At 44.3% G+C, this 19373-nt stretch carries 16 protein-coding genes; 10 read left to right on the top strand and 6 right to left on the bottom strand.

What is annotated here, in order from left to right; genetic code table 11:
• Window positions 1-18: 18 nt before the first annotated feature.
• The 3 genes from odhB (at window position 19) to sucD (ending at window position 3469) form a co-directional block, all read left to right on the top strand.
• Complete coding sequence (gene odhB, locus L0991_02030) at window positions 19-1224, top strand: 2-oxoglutarate dehydrogenase complex dihydrolipoyllysine-residue succinyltransferase (GenBank protein ID XGB62864.1); 1206 nt, start codon at window positions 19-21, stop codon at window positions 1222-1224.
• A gap of 206 nt (window positions 1225-1430) precedes the next feature.
• A complete protein-coding gene (sucC, locus tag L0991_02035; protein XGB62865.1) occupies window positions 1431-2597 on the top strand; it encodes an ADP-forming succinate--CoA ligase subunit beta in 1167 nt (388 codons plus the stop codon).
• Entirely contained in the window at window positions 2597-3469 is an 873-nt protein-coding gene (sucD, locus tag L0991_02040; protein XGB62866.1) for a succinate--CoA ligase subunit alpha, read from the top strand. Before sucC ends, sucD begins: the two co-directional genes overlap by 1 nt.
• A gap of 136 nt (window positions 3470-3605) precedes the next feature.
• Here the strand turns inward: sucD and znuB are convergent, their stop codons facing one another.
• On the bottom strand, window positions 3606-4391 hold the full coding sequence (znuB, locus tag L0991_02045; protein XGB62867.1) for a zinc ABC transporter permease subunit ZnuB: 786 nt from the start codon (window positions 4389-4391) through the stop codon (window positions 3606-3608).
• Window positions 4391-5173, bottom strand: a complete 783-nt coding sequence (gene znuC / locus L0991_02050; protein ID XGB62868.1) for a zinc ABC transporter ATP-binding protein ZnuC — start codon at window positions 5171-5173, stop codon at window positions 4391-4393. The genes znuB and znuC overlap by 1 nt, the downstream gene beginning before the upstream one ends.
• A gap of 83 nt (window positions 5174-5256) precedes the next feature.
• Between znuC and znuA the strand changes: the two genes are divergently transcribed.
• From znuA to L0991_02075, 5 genes are all read left to right on the top strand, one after another.
• A complete protein-coding gene (znuA, locus tag L0991_02055; protein XGB62869.1) occupies window positions 5257-6147 on the top strand; it encodes a zinc ABC transporter substrate-binding protein ZnuA in 891 nt (296 codons plus the stop codon).
• Window positions 6148-6415: 268 nt separating this feature from the next.
• Window positions 6416-9778, top strand: coding sequence for a helix-turn-helix domain-containing protein (locus L0991_02060; protein XGB63833.1), 3363 nt, complete (start codon window positions 6416-6418; stop codon window positions 9776-9778).
• 729 nt (window positions 9779-10507) lie between these two features.
• Window positions 10508-10729, top strand: coding sequence for a ferrous iron transport protein A (locus L0991_02065; protein ID XGB62870.1), 222 nt, complete (start codon window positions 10508-10510; stop codon window positions 10727-10729).
• A complete protein-coding gene (gene feoB, locus L0991_02070; GenBank protein XGB62871.1) occupies window positions 10730-13003 on the top strand; it encodes a Fe(2+) transporter permease subunit FeoB in 2274 nt (757 codons plus the stop codon). It begins immediately after the preceding gene.
• Complete coding sequence (locus tag L0991_02075; protein XGB62872.1) at window positions 13000-13230, top strand: FeoC-like transcriptional regulator; 231 nt, start codon at window positions 13000-13002, stop codon at window positions 13228-13230. The genes feoB and L0991_02075 overlap by 4 nt, the downstream gene beginning before the upstream one ends.
• Before the next feature lie 65 nt (window positions 13231-13295).
• Here L0991_02075 and L0991_02080 read toward each other — a convergent pair whose 3' ends face one another.
• From L0991_02080 to argS, 3 genes are all read right to left on the bottom strand, one after another.
• Window positions 13296-13823: a YqhA family protein gene (locus L0991_02080; GenBank protein XGB62873.1), complete on the bottom strand. Its 528-nt coding sequence runs from the start codon at window positions 13821-13823 to the stop codon at window positions 13296-13298.
• 137 nt (window positions 13824-13960) lie between these two features.
• Window positions 13961-14389: an HIT domain-containing protein gene (locus L0991_02085; GenBank protein XGB62874.1), complete on the bottom strand. Its 429-nt coding sequence runs from the start codon at window positions 14387-14389 to the stop codon at window positions 13961-13963.
• A gap of 495 nt (window positions 14390-14884) precedes the next feature.
• Window positions 14885-16618, bottom strand: a complete 1734-nt coding sequence (argS, locus tag L0991_02090; GenBank protein ID XGB62875.1) for an arginine--tRNA ligase — start codon at window positions 16616-16618, stop codon at window positions 14885-14887.
• 349 nt (window positions 16619-16967) lie between these two features.
• On the opposite strand from argS, the gene L0991_02095 reads away from it, so the two are divergent.
• Entirely contained in the window at window positions 16968-17564 is a 597-nt protein-coding gene (locus L0991_02095; protein ID XGB62876.1) for a VOC family protein, read from the top strand.
• Window positions 17565-17913: 349 nt separating this feature from the next.
• Here the strand turns inward: L0991_02095 and purU are convergent, their stop codons facing one another.
• Entirely contained in the window at window positions 17914-18747 is an 834-nt protein-coding gene (gene purU, locus L0991_02100; GenBank protein ID XGB62877.1) for a formyltetrahydrofolate deformylase, read from the bottom strand.
• Window positions 18748-19029: 282 nt separating this feature from the next.
• Between purU and L0991_02105 the strand changes: the two genes are divergently transcribed.
• A complete protein-coding gene (locus L0991_02105) occupies window positions 19030-19230 on the top strand; it encodes a hypothetical protein (protein XGB62878.1) in 201 nt (66 codons plus the stop codon).
• The last annotated feature ends 143 nt before the right edge of the window (window positions 19231-19373 follow it).

Raw genomic sequence — 19373 nt, forward strand, 5'->3', positions numbered from 1 at the left:
TAAAAGGAAAATACAGACATGACAATTGAAATTCTGGTTCCAGATTTACCTGAATCTGTGGCTGATGCAACAGTTGCTACTTGGCACAAAAAACCAGGCGAAGCGGTTGCACGTGATGAAGTCATTGTAGATATCGAAACAGACAAAGTAGTTCTAGAAGTACCTGCTCCTGAAGCGGGTGTTCTGGAAGCGATTATTGAAGACGAAGGTGCTACGGTACTTTCTAAGCAGCTTATTGCTAAGTTGAAGCCTGGCGCGGTTGCAGGTGAGCCAACGACTGATACAACAGAAGAAACAGAAGCATCTCCTGATAAGCGTCATAAAGCGGCACTAACAGAAGAGAGCAACGACGCACTAAGCCCAGCTGTACGTCGTCTTCTTGCTGAACACAACCTACAACCAGCTGACGTTAAAGGCACTGGTGTTGGTGGTCGTATTACTCGTGAAGACATTGACGCACACCTAGCGGCAGCGAAAGCGGCGCCGGCAGCAGCTGCACCAGCGGTTGAAGCGCCAGCAGCAGCTCGTAGCCAGAAGCGCGTGCCTATGACTCGCCTACGCAAGACAGTAGCAAACCGTCTTCTAGAAGCGAAGAACAGCACAGCAATGCTAACGACTTTCAACGAAGTAAACATGAAGCCAATCATGGACCTTCGTAAGCAATACAAAGACCAATTCGAGAAGCGTCACGACACGCGTCTTGGTTTCATGTCTTTCTACGTGAAAGCGGTAACTGAAGCGCTTAAGCGTTACCCTGAAGTAAACGCATCTATCGACGGTGATGATATCGTTTACCACAACTACTTCGACATCAGCATGGCGGTATCTACGCCACGTGGTCTAGTGACTCCAGTTCTAAAAGACTGTGACACACTAGGTTTCGCTGACATCGAAAAAGGCATCAAAGAGCTAGCGATCAAAGGCCGTGACGGCAAGCTAACTGTTGATGAGCTAATGGGTGGTAACTTCACTATCACAAACGGTGGTGTATTTGGCTCTCTAATGTCTACGCCAATCATCAACCCGCCTCAAGCGGCAATCCTGGGTATGCACAAAATCCAAGAGCGTCCAATGGCTGTTGACGGCAAAGTGGAAATTCTACCAATGATGTACCTAGCGCTTTCTTACGACCACCGTCTAATCGATGGCCGTGAATCAGTTGGCTTCCTAGTGACCATCAAAGAGCTTCTAGAAGATCCTGCACGTCTGCTATTAGACGTTTAGTATCGCTAAAACGTCTAGTTAACCCAGTTAACTAGACGTTAAAAGTTTCAAAGGCTAGGCTGCTCAACACCTGGCCTTCACTTGAACTGTTAAGCCATTACAAAATGGACAGCAGTTGATTTGAGAAGACCCTACAGACGTAACACAGGTAACTGTGTCGTTATGGAAATAATAATCCCTTAAGGGAAAATAAACGGAATATCAAAATGAATTTGCATGAATACCAAGCCAAACAGCTGTTTGCAGAATTCGGTTTGCCTGTACCAGAAGGCTTCGCATGTGATACAGCACAAGAAGCTTTCGAGGCTGCTGGTCGTATCTCAACTGAGAAAAAAGTTGTTAAGTGTCAAGTACACGCTGGTGGCCGTGGTAAAGCGGGCGGCGTAGAGCTACACGACACAAAAGAAGGCGTTAAAGAGTTTGCACAAAAGTGGCTAGGTAAAAACCTAGTGACTTACCAAACAGACGCAAATGGTCAGCCTGTAACGAAGATCCTAGTTGAAGAAGCGTCTAACATCGCTAACGAACTTTACCTAGGCGCTGTTGTTGACCGCGCAACTCGTAAAATTGTATTCATGGCGTCAACTGAAGGCGGTGTGGACATCGAGAAAATCGCTGAAGAAACTCCAGAGTTGATTCACCAATCTGCGATCGATCCTCTAGTAGGTCCTCAAGCTTACCAAGGCCGTGAACTGGCGTTCAAACTTGGTCTAGTTGGCGATCAAATCAAACAGTTCGTTAAGATCTTCATGGGTCTTGGTGAAATGTTCGCTCAGTACGACCTAGCTCTACTGGAAATCAACCCACTAGTAATCACTGGCGAAGGCAACCTTCTTTGTCTAGATGGTAAGATCAACATCGATTCAAACGCGATGTACCGTCAGCCTAAACTACGTGAAATGCACGATCCATCTCAAGAAGATGAGCGCGAAGCACACGCAGCACAGTGGGAACTAAACTATGTAGCACTAGACGGTAACGTTGGCTGTATGGTTAACGGTGCAGGTCTAGCAATGGGTACGATGGATATCGTTAACCTACACGGCGGCAAACCAGCAAACTTCCTTGATGTAGGCGGCGGCGCAACTAAAGAGCGTGTAGCTGAAGCATTCAAGATCATCCTTTCTGATGACAATGTTAGCGCAGTACTAGTAAACATCTTCGGTGGCATCGTTCGTTGTGACATGATCGCTGAAGGTATTATCGGTGCGGTTAAAGAAGTAGGCGTAACAGTACCTGTTGTTGTTCGTCTAGAAGGTACAAACGCAGACCTAGGTCGCGAAGTACTTGCTAATTCTGATGTTGATATCATTGCAGCTGAATCTCTAACAGATGCTGCTCAGAAAGTTGTTGCTGCTGCGGAGGCGAAATAATGTCTGTATTAATTAACAAAGACACTAAAGTAATCTGTCAGGGTTTCACTGGCGGTCAAGGTACATTCCACTCAGAGCAAGCTATCGCATACGGTACGCAAATGGTTGGTGGTGTATCTCCTGGTAAAGGTGGTCAAACTCACCTTGGTCTTCCAGTATTCAACACAGTACGTGAAGCAGTAGAAGTAACTGGCGCAACAGCAACAGTTATCTACGTACCAGCACCTTTCTGTAAAGATGCAATCCTTGAAGCGATTGACGCAGGTATCGAACTGATCGTTACGATCACGGAAGGTATCCCAACAACAGATATGATCGATGTTAAAGTGAAGCTAGAAGAAACTGGCGTTCGCATGATCGGTCCTAACTGTCCAGGTCTTATCACTCCAGACGAGTGTAAGATTGGTATCATGCCTGGTCATATCCACAAGAAAGGTAAAGTAGGTATCGTATCTCGTTCAGGTACTCTTACTTACGAAGCAGTTAAACAAACAACAGATGAAGGCTTCGGTCAGTCTACATGTGTTGGTATCGGTGGTGACCCAATCCCAGGTTCAAACTTCATCGATATCCTAAAACTGTTCCAAGAAGACCCTGAAACTGAAGCAATCGTAATGATTGGTGAGATCGGTGGTACCGCGGAAGAAGAAGCGGCAGCGTTCATTAAAGAGAACGTAACTAAGCCAGTTGTTTCTTACATTGCAGGTGTTACTGCTCCTCCAGGTAAACGTATGGGCCACGCTGGCGCAATCATCTCTGGCGGTAAAGGTACTGCTGAAGACAAATTCGCAGCACTAGAAGCAGCAGGCGTTAAGACAGTTAAGTCTCTTGCTGACATCGGTAAAGGTCTACGTGAGATTACTGGTTGGTAATCAGCGCTTTAAGCGATAAATAATAAAAAGGCTTGGTCGATGACCAAGCCTTTTTTGTATGGTTTTTTTAGATGCGAGATGCGAGATGCGAGATGCGAGATGCGAGATGCGAGATGCGAGATGCGAGAGCGTAACGTTAAGCTCGGCTCTTAACCATCTGAGACAACATAAACATCGCAGCAGCGCTAATCACAACAGATGGGCCTGCAGGTGTGTCGTAGAACCAAGATAGGCTCAACCCACCACATACTGCGATAGAGCCAATAATTGAAGCGAACAACGCCATCTGCTCAGGTGTACTTGAGAACTTTCTCGCTGTTGCTGCAGGGATAATCAGTAATGATGTCATGATTAACGCACCAACAAACTTCATACCAACGGCAATCACGATGCCGACCAGTAACATTAGAATCAGACGCATTAAATCAATGTTGATACCATCAACTGCTGCAAGATCTTCGTTTACCGTTGTCGATAACAGCGGTCGCCAAAAGATAGTTAACACCAGTCCAATGACAGCCGCACCGGCATAAATGAACATTAAATCTGTCGGGGAAACGGCAAGCAGGTCACCAAATAGGTAGCTCATCAGGTCGACACGAACATTATCGAGAAAGCTAACTGCGACTAAGCCCAGTGATAGCGCACTGTGTGCAAGAATGCCGAGTAGGGTGTCGGTGGCCACAAGCTTTTGTTTTTGGAGTGTTACTAGGAGTACAGCCAACATCAAGCAACAGATCAGCAGCGCGAAATAAAGATTAATATTGAATAGGAAACCAAGCGCTAAACCCATTAACGATGCGTGAGCCAATGTGTCACCAAAGTACGCCATCTTACGCCACACCACGAACGACCCCAGTGGACCTGCAATAAGCGCAATGCCTAGGCCAGCGAGAATAGAAGGTAAAAGAAACTCAAGCATTAGTGGTGATGTCCGTGTTTATGGTTAGAGCAGTCATGTACATCTCCAGATACAGGCTGACCTGCTAAGTCATGGTGATGGTGGTCGTGTTGGTGATGATAGAACGCCAAGCTCTCTTGCACCGCGGTACCGAATAGAGCAATGTAAGAAGGATGATGTTTGATATCTGCAGGCGCACCTGAACAACAGATGTGGTGGTGTAGACAGATCACGTCATCTGTTTTTGCCATCACTAAATGCAAGTCATGTGACACCATAAATACAGCGCAACCAAAGCGATGGCGAATAGAGTCAATCAGTTCATATAGATCAATTTGGCCTTGTACATCAACGCCTTGTGCTGGTTCATCAAGAACCAGTAGATCGGGTCTCTTCAACAAAGAGCGAGCAATCAGTACGCGTTGGTTTTCACCCCCAGACAATTGATGCATGTTGCTCTTAATTAGATGCTCAGCGCCAACGAGTTTCAGCGCTTCTAAGATCTCTTGTTTACTGAATTTACCGGTGAGCTTAAGAAAACGTTCTACATTAAGTGGTAGAGAGTCGTTCAGCTTTAGTTTCTGGGGAACATAACCAATTTTTAATTTTTTTGATTTGGTGATCTTCCCTGAATATTTGTGCTGAAGCCCAAGTAGAACCTTAACTAAGGTCGATTTACCTGCACCATTAGGCCCAATTAGGGTAGTGATTCTGCCGCGTTCTAGATTTAGGGAGATATTATCTAGTACTTTTCGACCGTCAAACTCGACGCTCACGGAATCGAGTTGGATTAAGTTATCCATGAATAGAACTCATTTGCAATTCGCTAATGTTATAATGTAACATTTACCTCAAGCCTAAGCTACTTTTCTATTATCGAGGAATTATGTCACGTTCATCTTTTATACTTGCTACTTTGCTTTTAGCGCCAAGTGTTGCAAGTGCCAATACTATTCTAACAAGCTTCAAACCAATTCAAATGATTGTGACAGAACTAACGCAAGGTGTTAGTGAACCGGAAGTGTTGATGAACAGCAATGCTTCGCCGCACGATTATGCGCTCAAACCATCAGATGTCAAAAAAGTTCATAGTGCAGATATGGTTGTTTGGTTTGGTCCTGACTTAGAAGCGTTTCTGACCAAGGTGATTGAGTCGAACGATAACGTTATCGAAATCGCTAAGATCCCTGGCATCAACTTACGCGCTTATGGACACGAAGAGCATGATCATGACGCGCACGAAGGCCATCACCACGGCAGCCACGACCCACATTTTTGGTTGGGGATCGATCAGGTTGAAGTTGCCGCGAAATACATTTCAGACAAGCTAATTGAAACTGACCCAGACAACGCAATGGCGTATCAAGAGAATCTAGATTCATTCTTGATTGCCTTGGAAGAGAAAAAGCAGTCGATTCGCGAGCAACTGGCGCCAGTAAAAGACAAAGGTTACTACGTTTTCCATGATGCATATGGCTACTACGAAGAAGAGTTTGGCTTGAATAACTTAGGTCATTTCACCGTAAGCCCAGATCGTAAGCCGGGTGCAAAAAGCCTGATTGCGATTAAGAAAACGATAGTACGTGAAAATGTTCAGTGTGTATTTTCTGAGCCTCAGTTTACGCCTGCAGTGATTGAATCTGTGACTCGTGGAAGTAACGCTAAGCAAGGTCAACTAGACCCTGTTGGTTCTAGTGTTGAAGTGAAGAGCGGAAGTTATTTCGATTTTCTTCAGCAACTTACCGATAGTTACACAAGCTGCTTAAACGCAAAGTAATTCATAGAAAGTATCTTTCACTTCACTTTGCTCTCGATATTTTATGAATAATGCCGCTTTTTGCGGCATTTTCGTGACCGCTAAGATAAAACCTCTCAACAAATAGCAAACCTTCTTTCTCCTTGGTTAATTTCCGCTAAAATGGAAAGATAATAATAAGCACAAAAAAACTCAGTTTCTGGTTGAACAATGACAAGACATTGTGACGACTGAAACTTCATACGTTGTTGCTGTTCAGGATCAGAAGTTGTATCGAATTGTCTTCCGAATGTTCATATTAATGAGCATTTCATTTAGCGCTATCGCGGTAAATACATCACCGTCTGTTTTTTATCCTTTGCCTGTCCAAGCGCAAGGGAACTTTCTTGCAGCTAAAAATCTCTATCTAGGCGCTGGTGGTGGGCTTTGGATTCATGATGTGCATGGGAAAGTTCTTTTTTATGATGGGCGAGCTCTACTGCCACGCAAAGGCAGCCTGTTGCAGTTTTCATCGGAGCGCGTCGCCTTTTTGGACGATGAGTTTTGGACGTTCTTTGATAATGAGGTGTATCGACATACTCCAGGGATAGGTAACGAGTTAGCCTTTAGCTTAAGTCCTGGCGCAGAGATCACGAATATCGGTGCATCGGCTGATTATATTTGGGTGACAGACGGCAATAACTTCTACACCTACAACACCCAGTCATTGGAATTTAATACTTACTCACTCCTCAAGCTATATCGATACAACAACAGCAGCGACATTACGATCAATGATGCGGAGTGGGTGCTATCCAAATGGGTACTGGCAACCAGTTCGGGTGCCTACCTTTCTGAAAATCAAGAATTTACCCATGTGGCTGCATCAGATAAACACTATATCGAGACGATCTACTTTTCAAAGGCAAGACGCGAATTACTGATTGGTACATTAAATGGTGTGGTGATTGTCGATTTGGCTAATTCAGAGAAAGAGACCAAGATCAGTGGTTCGCATGTTCTCTCTCTTGCCGAAACAACCGATCAATATTGGATTGGTACTGAGCATGGCCTGATTAGCTATAACTTTATTACTGGAGAAACTACTCGTTTTGAACAAGCCTCCAACCAAGACTTTTCATTACCGGGTGAGAAGATTTACTCATTAATTAACGACCATGCTGGTGGTATGTGGGTCGCGACCAATAATGGCATCCGGTATTTCTCTTTGTTTAGTAAGACATTCTCAAGAACGCCTTTAACCGGTATGGGTATGCACTCTAGCAGTGTCGTGATCAATAAAGTTAAGCCAATTAGTGACCACCTTTCTTGGGTAGCTTCTTCAATGGGGCTCTATCTTGTTGATTCTGACGCTGAAGAGCGGCCTAATCGTGTATATCCTAAGCCGGTCCGAGACTTTCAAGTTTTTGGCTCATCTATTTGGTTTGCGACTGAAGAGGGTATCGTTAGCTTCAACACCAAGACATTGGAGCGCGAAGCTCTGAATCTACCAAGAGCTATTGAAGGTGTTCATATTGAGAACTTGGCACTTCAAGGTGACAACACACTTTGGATGACTTCCGGGCAGAGTCTCTATTCCTTGTCGATAGATACTATGGCGTTGACAAGCTATGGAATGGATTGGCTCGTAGACAAATTTCTGCCCGCAAAAATCACCGACCTGAATATTGGCCTGCAAGACAGTGTATATATCGGCACTGACCACGGCTTTTATTCCTTTGTTGATAAGCGAATTAGCTTTAGTCGTTCCAGTGAGCGATTTGGCAAGGTCGTTGATATAGAAAAAGCCAGCGATGGTTCTCAGTGGTTTGCGAGCAGTTATGGTGTCTATCGGATCCCTTACGATCGTCCAGTCATTGAAGAGATTCCCCTTGTTGAAGAGAACATCAGTCCCAGCTGTTTAATCAGCGATGAAAATGGTGTTTGGTTAGGCTCTTCAAAAGGGCTTAGCTATTACGGGTTAGACGGACAGCTTCATAAACATATCGGTTCACCTTTTGGTTTGATCACCAATGAACTCGCGGCTGGCGCATGTGAGCTCTTCTACAGTGAGCAGAGCCAATCCTCAAGGTTGGTATTGGGTTCTAAATATGGGGTGGTGAGCGCATTAGCAAATGAGTTATTGGTGTCTACTACGCCTCATAGTCGTGCCTTACTGAGCAAAATAAGTGTCAATCAAAAGACCGTGTCTCTTGGCGGCAAGGCAGCTGACTTAGCTGAGATACCTTATGGCTCGTCGATTGGATTCAAGCTCGGTATTTTGCCTGCTACGTTTGCACCTGCGATGGAATATAGGCTCAATGGTGATGAATCTTGGAGCGAGTTTGAAGGGGGCTTGTTAACCCTCGATCACTTGTTACCCGGCGACTACACACTTGAGGTTAAGCCCGTTAAGGATTCTCACTATCGTTTTGTGTCTACCAATCAAAGCTTCTCAATAGCTGAACCTTGGTACCTAAGTAACTGGGCGGCAGCAAGTTCTCTGATTTTGCTTATCTGTGTCGTCACTATCTTGGTTTTTTGGCGTTCTCGTTATGTCACCTTTGCCAACCGACACCTAAAGGCGCAAGTTGCTTTAAAAACCGATCAGTTGAGACACCAAAGCCGGATATTGCTGACGACTAATCAGCAGCTTAAGAAGCAGTTATCGGTCAAGAATGCGCTCGTGTCTCATACCGCCGATGAACTGTCCTCAGAGGTTAACCAAGTTGCAGCCATGCTCCCTAATTGGAATGATGAGCAAGGTAAATCACCGATTCTTGCGTTAAAGAATGGTTTGGCCCAATTGAGTAATAGCCGACAGGATGGTGGTGCGGTTGGTTACGATATGATCTTAATTTTGGAGTCTGTTCTAAAGGCTTGGCAAGAGGACTTAGCGAAAGCCGGTATTGAGCTAGAGATAAAAATAGAAACGAAACACAGACATGTATCTTTACTGTATTTTAATCTCGATATTATCTTTAATAGCCTGATCGCGAGCATCATCAAGCGTAACTTTAAGTCGCAGAGCATGATGGTTACGGTTGAAGAGCTAAAAGAGCATCTAGTCGTGACGATTTTAGACCATGGTATGCCTTTCCCTAAATTAACCTCTAGCATCAGTGATAATAGTGGAAAGTCGACCGACTTAAATATAGAAAAGTTACCATTGCTGGTGAATCAGAGTGGTGGAGAGCTCAATGCTTTTGTGTCGGAATCTCAGAATAAGGTGCAGCTTACTTGGCCAATTGACTATCAGGTATTAGATAATCTCGAAACCAATACAATAGAGCAGATTGAGACCATCAAGCTCGCCAATACCTCACCTGAACAGTTAAAGCTCAGTGCAGAGCAAGAATGGAAGAACCGAGTGTCTCAGCTTGTTAGTGAGCACTACGCTGATGCTGAGTTTGGTACTGCGACTGCTGCTAAGTATCTATTCATGTCAGAGAGAAGCTTACAAAGGCGATTTAAGATGGCTTATGACAAGACCTTTAAAGAGCACCTGAATGAAGTTCGCTTGGAGCATGCGTGTGAGCGGTTACTTGCCGGAGAGAAGATATCAGACGTTGCTTTTGACTCTGGCTTTAATGACCCGTCTTATTTCAGCCAAAGGTTCAAACATCACTTTGGTATGTCTCCATCTAAGTTTGCTGAAAACAGTGAAGACTAGAGCGAACAATATTAACCAGACAGTCTTATGCTAACGACAGATAGTTTTATTGAAGCCTCGACATTCGTGTTGGGGCTTTTTTATGCTTCTACGAGATACGAGATACGAGATACGAGATACGAGATACGAGATACGAGATACGAGATACGAGATACGAGATACGAGATACGAGATACGAGATACGAGATACGAGATACGAGATACGAGATACGAGATACGAGATACGAGATACGAGATACGAGATATTTGGTTTAGGTTGTTGAAGATTGTTTTGCAGGGATTAAACAAGATAAGAAAAAAAATATCGTGGTATAGCCGGGGGGACTATACCACGGGTGCCAATGACACCTTCGCTTGCTGCCGGAGTGATATGGCGAGCCACATCACCTCTGGAATTAAATTAAAGAGAAGGAGTTTCTCTTCGATGGAGTAACTATACGATTAGTGACTTATTTTACTTATAAAATTAACGACAGAAGGCTATGAGAAAAGCGACATTTTCATAAGTTGTTGATATTTAGTGGTTTGTTGTGTTTTTGCTTGTGGTGTACTAGTGAGGTAGTTCTCACTAGTTGTTGAAAGTGACGGTTTTGACGTAAACGTTTTTAACGAAACTTACGAGTATATATTTTCGAAAACATTGATTTCACACAATAGAATTGTGGTCATGTATGTGTATTATGCTGTTAATAACAATCTTTCTCATTATCAATCACGAATTGGGTATTTATGAAACTCTCACAACTAGAGCAAGGAAAAGCGGCTTCTATAGTTGCCTTAACCGGCTTAACACCAGAAGTTAGAAAAAAGCTAATGGTCATGGGTATGTTGCCAAACACTGAAGTTACACTAATCCGTCGCGCGCCGATGGGGGATCCGCTTCAAGTGGAGGTGAGAGGAGTCTCTATCGCCATTCGTGAAAGCATCGCAGAACAAATCGAGGTTATCTAAATGGATTATCAAGTTCTTACCGTTGGTAACCCGAATAGTGGTAAAACAACGTTATTCAATGCACTAACAGGTGCGAAGCAGCATGTTGGTAACTGGGTAGGCGTAACCGTTGAAAAGAAAACGGGTGTCTATTCACATGCGGGTGACCAATTTCAGCTAACCGACTTGCCTGGTATCTACGCACTAGATAGTGGTAATGATGCGAATAGTATTGATGAGTCTATCGCGTCGCGAGCTGTTCTGACTCACCCTGCTGACGTGATCATTAATGTCGTTGATGCAAGCTGCTTAGAACGAAGCTTATACATGACATTGCAATTGCGAGAGTTGGGTCGCCCGATGATCGTTGTATTGAACAAAATGGATGTATTAAAGCGTGAGCGTCAGGTGATTAACCTTAAAGCGCTAGAGAAAGAGCTAGGCTGCCCGGTTCTTAGCTTGTCTGCGAACGATAAAGGCCAAGTGGCTCGTTTCAAAGAGCGCCTACATAAGCTTCTTGTTCAAGGTGTTAGCCTTGATCCTATCTCTATTAACTATGACGAAGCATTAGAAGCACTTATTCCTTCTGTTGAATCACACTTTGATGATGCTGATGTTTCTCACCGAGCGCTTGCAATTCGTGCTCTAGAAAATGATTACTTGGTGCTAAACGGTTTAGCTCCTCAAACACGTACTCAAATTGACAGTGTGCGTCTTGGCGCCGAGTTTGATATCGACCTTGCGGTAGCAGACGCGAAGTACACCTTCTTACACGATCTGTGTAAACGTGTTCGCCGCAGTGAAGGCAAACTAAGCCGTAACTTCACAGAGAAAGCTGACCAATTCATTCTGAATAAATGGGTCGGTATCCCTTTCTTCTTCGTCATCATGTACCTAATGTTCATGTTCTCTATCAATATCGGCAGTGCGTTCATCGACTTCTTTGATATTGGTGTTGGTGCAATATTGGTCGATGGTGGACACCATTTATTAGACGGACACCTACCAGTTTGGCTGGTTACTATTCTTGCAGATGGTATCGGTGGTGGTATTCAAACTGTTGCAACCTTTATTCCTGTTATCGCGGCGCTTTACTTGTTCTTAGCCGTACTTGAAAGTTCAGGCTACATGGCTCGTGCTGCGTTTGTACTTGATAAAGTGATGCAAAAGATTGGTCTACCGGGTAAAGCGTTTGTACCGCTAGTGCTTGGCTTTGGCTGTAACGTACCTTCAATCATGGCAACTCGTACACTTGACCAAGAGCGTGAGCGTAAGCTAGCTGCCTCTATGGCGCCATTTATGTCATGTGGTGCTCGTCTACCGGTATACGCACTGTTTGCTGCGGCGTTCTTCCCTGGTGCTGGCCAAAACGTGGTATTTGCTCTGTACATCATGGGTATCCTTGCTTCTGTATTTACTGGTTTGTTCCTTAAAAACACTATCTACCCAGGTAGCAGCGACAGCTTGGTAATGGAAATGCCAGACTACGAGCTGCCAACTGTACAAAACGTGATGTTGAAAACGTGGCAGAAACTGAAGCGATTCGTGCTTGGTGCAGGTAAAACGATTGTGGTTGTGGTAGCAATCTTAAGCTTCTTGAACTCTCTGGGTATGGACGGCAGTTTCGGTAACGAAGACAGCGAAAACTCAGTACTTTCTAAGGCGGCGCAAGTTGTGACTCCAGTATTCCAACCAATTGGTATTACAGAAGAAAACTGGCCAGCAACGGTAGGTATCATTACTGGTATCTTCGCAAAAGAAGCGGTAGTTGGTACGTTGAACAGCCTTTACACAACGCCTTCTGATGAAGAAGCGGCTGAGTTTGACTTAGCGGCGAGCTTAGAAGAAGCGGTGATGACGATTCCTGAGAATCTAGCCGGTCTGAGCTACTCGGATCCTCTAGGTATTGAAGTAGGTGACTTAAGCGATTCAGGTGCAGTTGCCGAAGAGCAAGAGGTTGATTCGTCTATCTTTGGTAACCTGAAAGACAAATTTGTTTCTGGTCACGCTGCGTTTGCTTACTTAATCCTTATCTTGCTTTACACACCTTGTGTCGCTGCAATGGGTGCTTACGTTCGTGAATTTGGTCAAATGTTTGCACGCTTTATTGCGGTTTGGACAATGGCGCTTGGCTACTTTGGTGCAACTTTCTACTACCAAGCAGCAAACTTTGCAGCACACCCTGTGACAAGTGCAGTGTGGATGGTCGCGATTGCTGGTGGCTTTGTGATTACCTACCGTGTATTTAAGAAAGTTGGCAGCAAGCAAAAAGCATTAGAGGTGCAAGTTGTATGATTTTAACTGAACTTCATCAGTACATTGACAGCCAAGGTGTCGCAGCTCGTAAAGAGATAGCAGCGAAATTTGGTATGAGTGAAGACGGCGTGGATGCGATGTTGAGCGTGTGGGTTAAGAAAGGCAAAGTATCTCGCTTAGTCGACACCAACAAACATGGTCATACAACGCGTATTCGCTATACCATCAGCAAACAAGATGGTCTGTCGCTGAATGTGATGATGTAGTTTGGTCAATATCTAATAAAAAACCGCAGCCTATGAGCTGCGGTTTTTTGTTTGTGTTTATCGACTTAAGACTCTTTGGTTCCACCTAACCCAAGAACTTTAAGGCCGATACTCAGTAACAGTATGGATACTGGAAGAACCAATATATCCCATCCAATGCTGTCAAAATTGACAAGTACAAGTTCCAAAAACTTCACGAAGAGAATGATGATAATCACTTCAGCCAAAATGTTTTTCAGGTGGCCAATGTTAGGTGTTTTTATCCAACTCAGTACTTTGCTTTTATTGACTTGTTGGTCACTTTTCGCGGCGTTACTTTTATCCGAGATGAATAAAGTGAACACACCGTGAGAAAAGATGAAGAGTACAAAAGCAATCAAGAACGTATCCAGAGACTTAATCAAGTACGAGATCGCGATATCTGTTGTGTCTAAATGCGCGAGCGATTCTGGTGGTACCTGATTGAGCATGAAGATCGCAAAAGCAGAATAAGTCTTGGTTGCTCCCATAAAGAATAAGAGTAGGGAAGCAAGCATAGAACAGATGATGGCGATCCAGCTGATATGACGAAATAAGTTGAAGGTTTGTTTCATGATGCTCTCTCTATGTTGTGTGTAAGAGAGTATACGCGGGAGTCTGTGTTGTGATAATGGGGTGTTTTTGTGAATTATTATTACACATTGGTAATAATGGTGATACCAAGAGGTTAGGTATCACCTATGTCAGAAGGTTAAGCTTTCTTAAAGATAGAGCTTAATGACAGCACATTTTGAATACGAGTTAGGATAGCTGCTTGCTCTTCTTCACTGCGCTGTTCACCTGTGGTGTTGCCCCACACTGGGCCAGGCCAGGCCACATCATCTTTGAAACGTGCGATATGGTGGATGTGTAGTTGTGGCACCATGTTACCTAGTGCGCCTAGGTTGAGCTTATCCGGTTGGAACGTAGCTTCTAGTGCTTGGCTTACTGCTTGAGATTCATGTAAGAACTGCTGTTGCTCTTTCATTGGTAAGTGATGCAGCTCTTTTAGGTTGGCACGTTTTGGGACCAGAATAACCCAAGGCACAGCGTTGTCTTTGTGCAGCAGTGCAAGGCTAAGCGGGAACTCGCCAATAACTGTGGTGTCTTTTGCCAATTGAGGATGAAGTTCGAAGCTCATGATCTTTCCAGTTAATTGTTTTAGTTGAGTATAAGGTTGGAATGAGAATGTGGCTAGCGCTTACGATCTCAATAAGCAGATTCCCTATCACGTTCGTACCTCACTGTAGGGAATGACGGTAGAGGAGAAGGACAACGAATTGGTTATCGGTGGTTTCATGCTTGAGGAGATTCTCCAACACGCTCGTACTTCACTGTGGGGAATAGCGTGAAGGAGAGTAATAGCGCGCTATTGATCTTGTCTCGGATTCACGGCATTGGTTGCCGTCATCTCCTAAAGCGACGAAGGAGCGTAGTAGGAGATCTCTTGCAACGGAAGTTAGCGGATAGCTGAGTAAATATAACCTCCAAATAAAACAAAAGGTTGACGCTTTCACGTCAACCTTTCTAATTGTCTCGAATCTCGAATCTCGAATCTCGAATCTCGAATCTCGAATCTCGAATCTCGAATCTCGAATCTCGAATCTCGAATCTCGAATCTCGAATCTCGAATCGCTTACATGCGCTCTAGAGTATCGATACCTAGTAGAGACAGGCCTTGCTTGATTGTCTTCGCTGTCAGTGCAGCAAGCTTCAGGCGGCTCTGTTTAACAGCTTCGTCTTCTGCTACTAGGATAGGGCATGCTTCGTAGAAGCTAGAGAACTGACCTGCTAGTTCGAATAGGTAGCTACACATGATGTGTGGTTGACCTTCACGAGCAACAGATTGAACCGCTTCTTCAAATTGTAGAAGTTTCGCGATAAGCGCTTTCTCTTTCTCTTCAGTGATTTTGATTTCACCTTCAAGAGAGTCCATAGAAACGCCAGCTTTCGCAAATACAGAAGCTACACGAGTGTATGCGTATTGCATGTAAGGTGCTGTGTTACCTTCGAACGCAAGCATGTTGTCCCAATCGAACACGTAGTCAGTCGTACGGTGCTTAGAAAGGTCTGCGTACTTAACTGCTGCCATTGCAACTGTGTTAGCGATCGCTTTCTTCTCGTCTTCTGCTAGTTCTGGGTTCTTAGATTCGATCAGTTGTGCTGCACGAACTTCAGCTTCATCAAGAAGGTCAGCTAGACGAACCGTGCCGCCTGCACGAGTCTTGAATGGCTTGCCGTCTTTACCTAGCATCATGCCGAACGCGTGGTGCTCAAGAGAAACAGATTCAGGGATGTAACCTGCTTTACGAACGATAGTCCAAGCTTGCATTAGGTGTTGGTGCTGACGCGAGTCGATGAAGTAAAGAACGCGGTCTGCGCCTAGCTCTTCAAAACGGTATTTTGCACAAGCGATATCCGTTGTTGTGTAAAGGAAACCGCCATCGCGCTTCTGGATGATAACGCCCATTGGGTCGCCATCTTTGTTTTTGTATTCGTCTAGAAATACAACTTGTGCGCCGTCATCTTCTTTAGCAAGACCTTGCTCTTTAAGATCAGCAACGATGCCTGGAAGCATGTGGTTGTACATGCTTTCGCCCATTACGTCATCACGAGTTAGTGATACGTTTAGACGATCGTAGTTGCGTTGGTTTTGAATCATTGTTACGTCAACAAGCTTCTTCCACATCTCTGCACAGAACTCGTCGCCGCTTTGTAGTTTCACTACGTAGCCACGTGCTTTAACTGCGAACTCTTCGTCTTCGTCGTAAAGCTTTTTAGATTCACGGTAGAAGCCTTCAAGGTCAGCAAGTTCCATTGAAACTTCACCTGATTCAGCCTGAACGCGCTCAAGGTTTGCGATAAGCATACCGAATTGAGTACCCCAGTCACCGATGTGGTTAGCACGGATAACTTTGTGGCCTAGGAATTCTAGTGTACGGACAACGGCATCACCGATGATGGTTGAACGTAGGTGACCAACGTGCATTTCTTTTGCAACGTTTGGCGCTGAGTAGTCAGCAACAATGGTTTGTGCTTCAGCTGCTGCAACACCAAGGCGAGAATCAGCAAGAGCTGCGTCTGCTTGTTTTGCTAGGAAAGCTTCATCTAGGAAGATGTTAAGGAAACCTGGACCTGCGATCTCAACTTTAGAAGCGATACCGTCTAGGTTTAGAACGTCCAATACTTTCTGAGCAAATTCTCGCGGGTTAGTGCCTAGTCGCTTAGCAACGCCCATTACGCCGTTTGCTTGGTAGTCACCAAATTGTGGTTTTGCAGATTGGCGAACAGCAGCAGGAGAGCCTGCAGGTGCGCCAGCGGCTTCTAGAGCCTGAGATACTTTGTCATTAATAAGTGCTTGGATATTCACACGCGTTTCCTTCAATTCAAGGATGATAAGAGTGGCCGTTATTTCGAGGTCATCAAATTTGGTTAATTATGCGTCTAGTTAACGATTTAATGCCGAAATGAACAACAGACACTGTTTAAGTTCACAAAAATGGCAGTAATCATACCAATTTTGTGCGGTTTCTTATAGGTCGAATTGATAGAAAATTAACATTTCCTGAGGGGTTTTTGACAATCAATTTTCGCCATACAGCATTTGTGTATTTAGGAATGTGAGCTAACGTACTTATCGGCTGTCTTTTTGTATACGCAGCGCTTGTTGAACAAGGCAAAACTGATACCATGCAGCCAATATTTGGAGAACACAGACAATGACGATGAGCCTCAAGCAAGCCGAATTAGAACCACAACAAATGATTGCCCGCCTTGATACGTTTATGGCGAAGATTGAGAACCTAGGTAATGTACTGGGTTTAGATTTGAGTTTTGCTCAAGCGGATCATATCGCACTAAGAATCAATGAAACGGAATTAGCGAAAGCTGCACATCAAGCATGGTCTGAATACGGCTCAACTATTTCACAAGCGATGATCAATGGTCGTCCAATTGTTGTGATCGCTTTTGATGAACCTCTACAAAGCCGTGGCTGGAGCATTGAGTGTTTAGAGTTACCATACCCCGCAGAAGGTAAGATTTATCCGAGCCAAGATTGGGAACACGTTGAGTTCGTAATTCCGTCTCACGCCCAAACGGCTGATGAGTACTTAGCGGACCTGAAAGATACTTACCCGCAATTCGCTGCTAACTTTGAAACGCTGACTGAGCAAGGTGTTAAGATCAAACTGTCTAGCCCGAAAGGTGAGGGTGAACGTTTGAACAACCCAACCGTTGCATTCAAGCATCAAGGGAGCTGTATCAAGCTGCACCCACATTCGTTGAAGAAGATTGTTGAGTCAGAGCAGGCTTAGTCTGAGTTAACAAGAAAGAGTGCCAGAGCTCGAATTGGCTCGTTGGAATGACGGAAGTTGCCGGTTAGTGGCTATGTTGGTCTACCAACTGTAGTGAACGCTTGATTTGATATTAAAATTTTCAGATAGAGCGCGGACGTGTGCAGTGGTTGTGCCTTACTATCATTCGGCTTGACTGTATCTCTTCTGAGCCATCGTTTTTACTAGCAAGAGAACACCGTCATTCCCGATAGCGACGAAGGAGCGTAGTCGGGAATCTCTAACAACGGATTCGATAACCAGATACAAAAAACGCGTAATGGGGAAATCCTATTACGCGTTTTTTATTGGGTTCTAAAAGGTGTCGAACTTACAGAATCACAGTCTTATTGCCGTAAACAAACACATGGTCGTTGATGACTTTATTTAGCGCTTTACTCAGAACATTCTTCTCTACGTCACGACCCGCTTGCGCCATGTCTTTCGCGCTGAAGTTGTGATCGACAGGGATAACGTCTTGCTTGATGATTGGGCCTTCATCCAAATCGTTTGTCACGAAGTGCGCTGTTGCACCAATGATCTTTACGCCGCGCTCATACGCTTGTTGGTAGGGTTTCGCACCAATGAATGCTGGCAAGAAGCTGTGGTGAATATTGATGATCTTGTGGTTGTACTTTTCAACAAACCCCGGAGTCAGTACTCGCATGTATTTAGCCAAAACAAGGTAATCAGCTTCGTATTGGTCAATCACTTCCAGCATTTTTTGCTCATGCTCTTCGCGGTTCAGACCTTCGTGTGAAACATGATGATAAGGGATATCAAAACGCTCGGTTAGGCTTTGTAGGATGTCGTAGTTACCGACAACCGCTGCGATTTCCACGTCTAAACTGCCATCGAAGTTCTTCATCAGAATATCGCCAAGACAATGTGCTTCTTTCGTTACCAGAATAACAATACGCTTGCGAGAAGAGTCTACTAGCTTGCGCTTCGCGTTTTCTGGTAGGGCTTGGTCTAGGTCTGCTAGAAAGGTTTCATCATTGAAATACCCTTCAAGCTCAGTGCGCATAAAGAAGTGACCACTAGTGTTATCTACGAACTCGTTGTTGTGAACGATATTGAGTTGGTGTTTGTAACAAATGTTGGTGATTTTTGAGATGAGGCCTGGGGCATCAGTACAATGTGTTAGTAATGTTTTTCTTTCCATTTGCATCTTACTTCCATGAAATATTTTTTATTCTTCAAATTAAATACAGGCCGTCGAACGGTGAACTGAGCCGCAATATCACCGTTATAATTAATCTATTATCAAGTTGGTTTCAACAAATTCTGCTGCTCATTTATCGCTTTGATAAATTGTTTGATATCGAAATATCAGTTTTCAGATAGAAAAACAGGCAGAAGCTTCATTTTTAAAGTTTTGACCGTAGTACGCATTTGAACTTCAACCGAGGCATTTTCGCCTTGGCCAAAAATAGAGGTGATACTTATGGAGAAAGAGTTACTAGCAAAAAAACTATACTGCAAACGCGTGAATTCATTGGCTGGCAGCGCAGAGCTAGATGGAAATGTTCTCGATGAAATGTGGGAAAGCAAAACCTCGCCAAGCGATGCAGTAAAAGCCATACAGCCAAATGACAATGAATTTGAAGGCGCTCCTTGGCTATCTCGTTATCTCAATCGAAAATAAGCAATTAACCTTTAAGCTAAAACAGCAATCTCGATTTTAATCTCTGTTCTCTTGGTAATTTGAAATAACCCAGACACCTCCGGTGCGAAGTCATTCTTGATTCGCGCCGGCTCACTAAACCTGCCATAATTCGCCTTCTCTTT

It is taken from the genome of Vibrio chagasii (assembly GCA_041879415.1).
Lineage (GTDB): Bacteria > Pseudomonadota > Gammaproteobacteria > Enterobacterales > Vibrionaceae > Vibrio.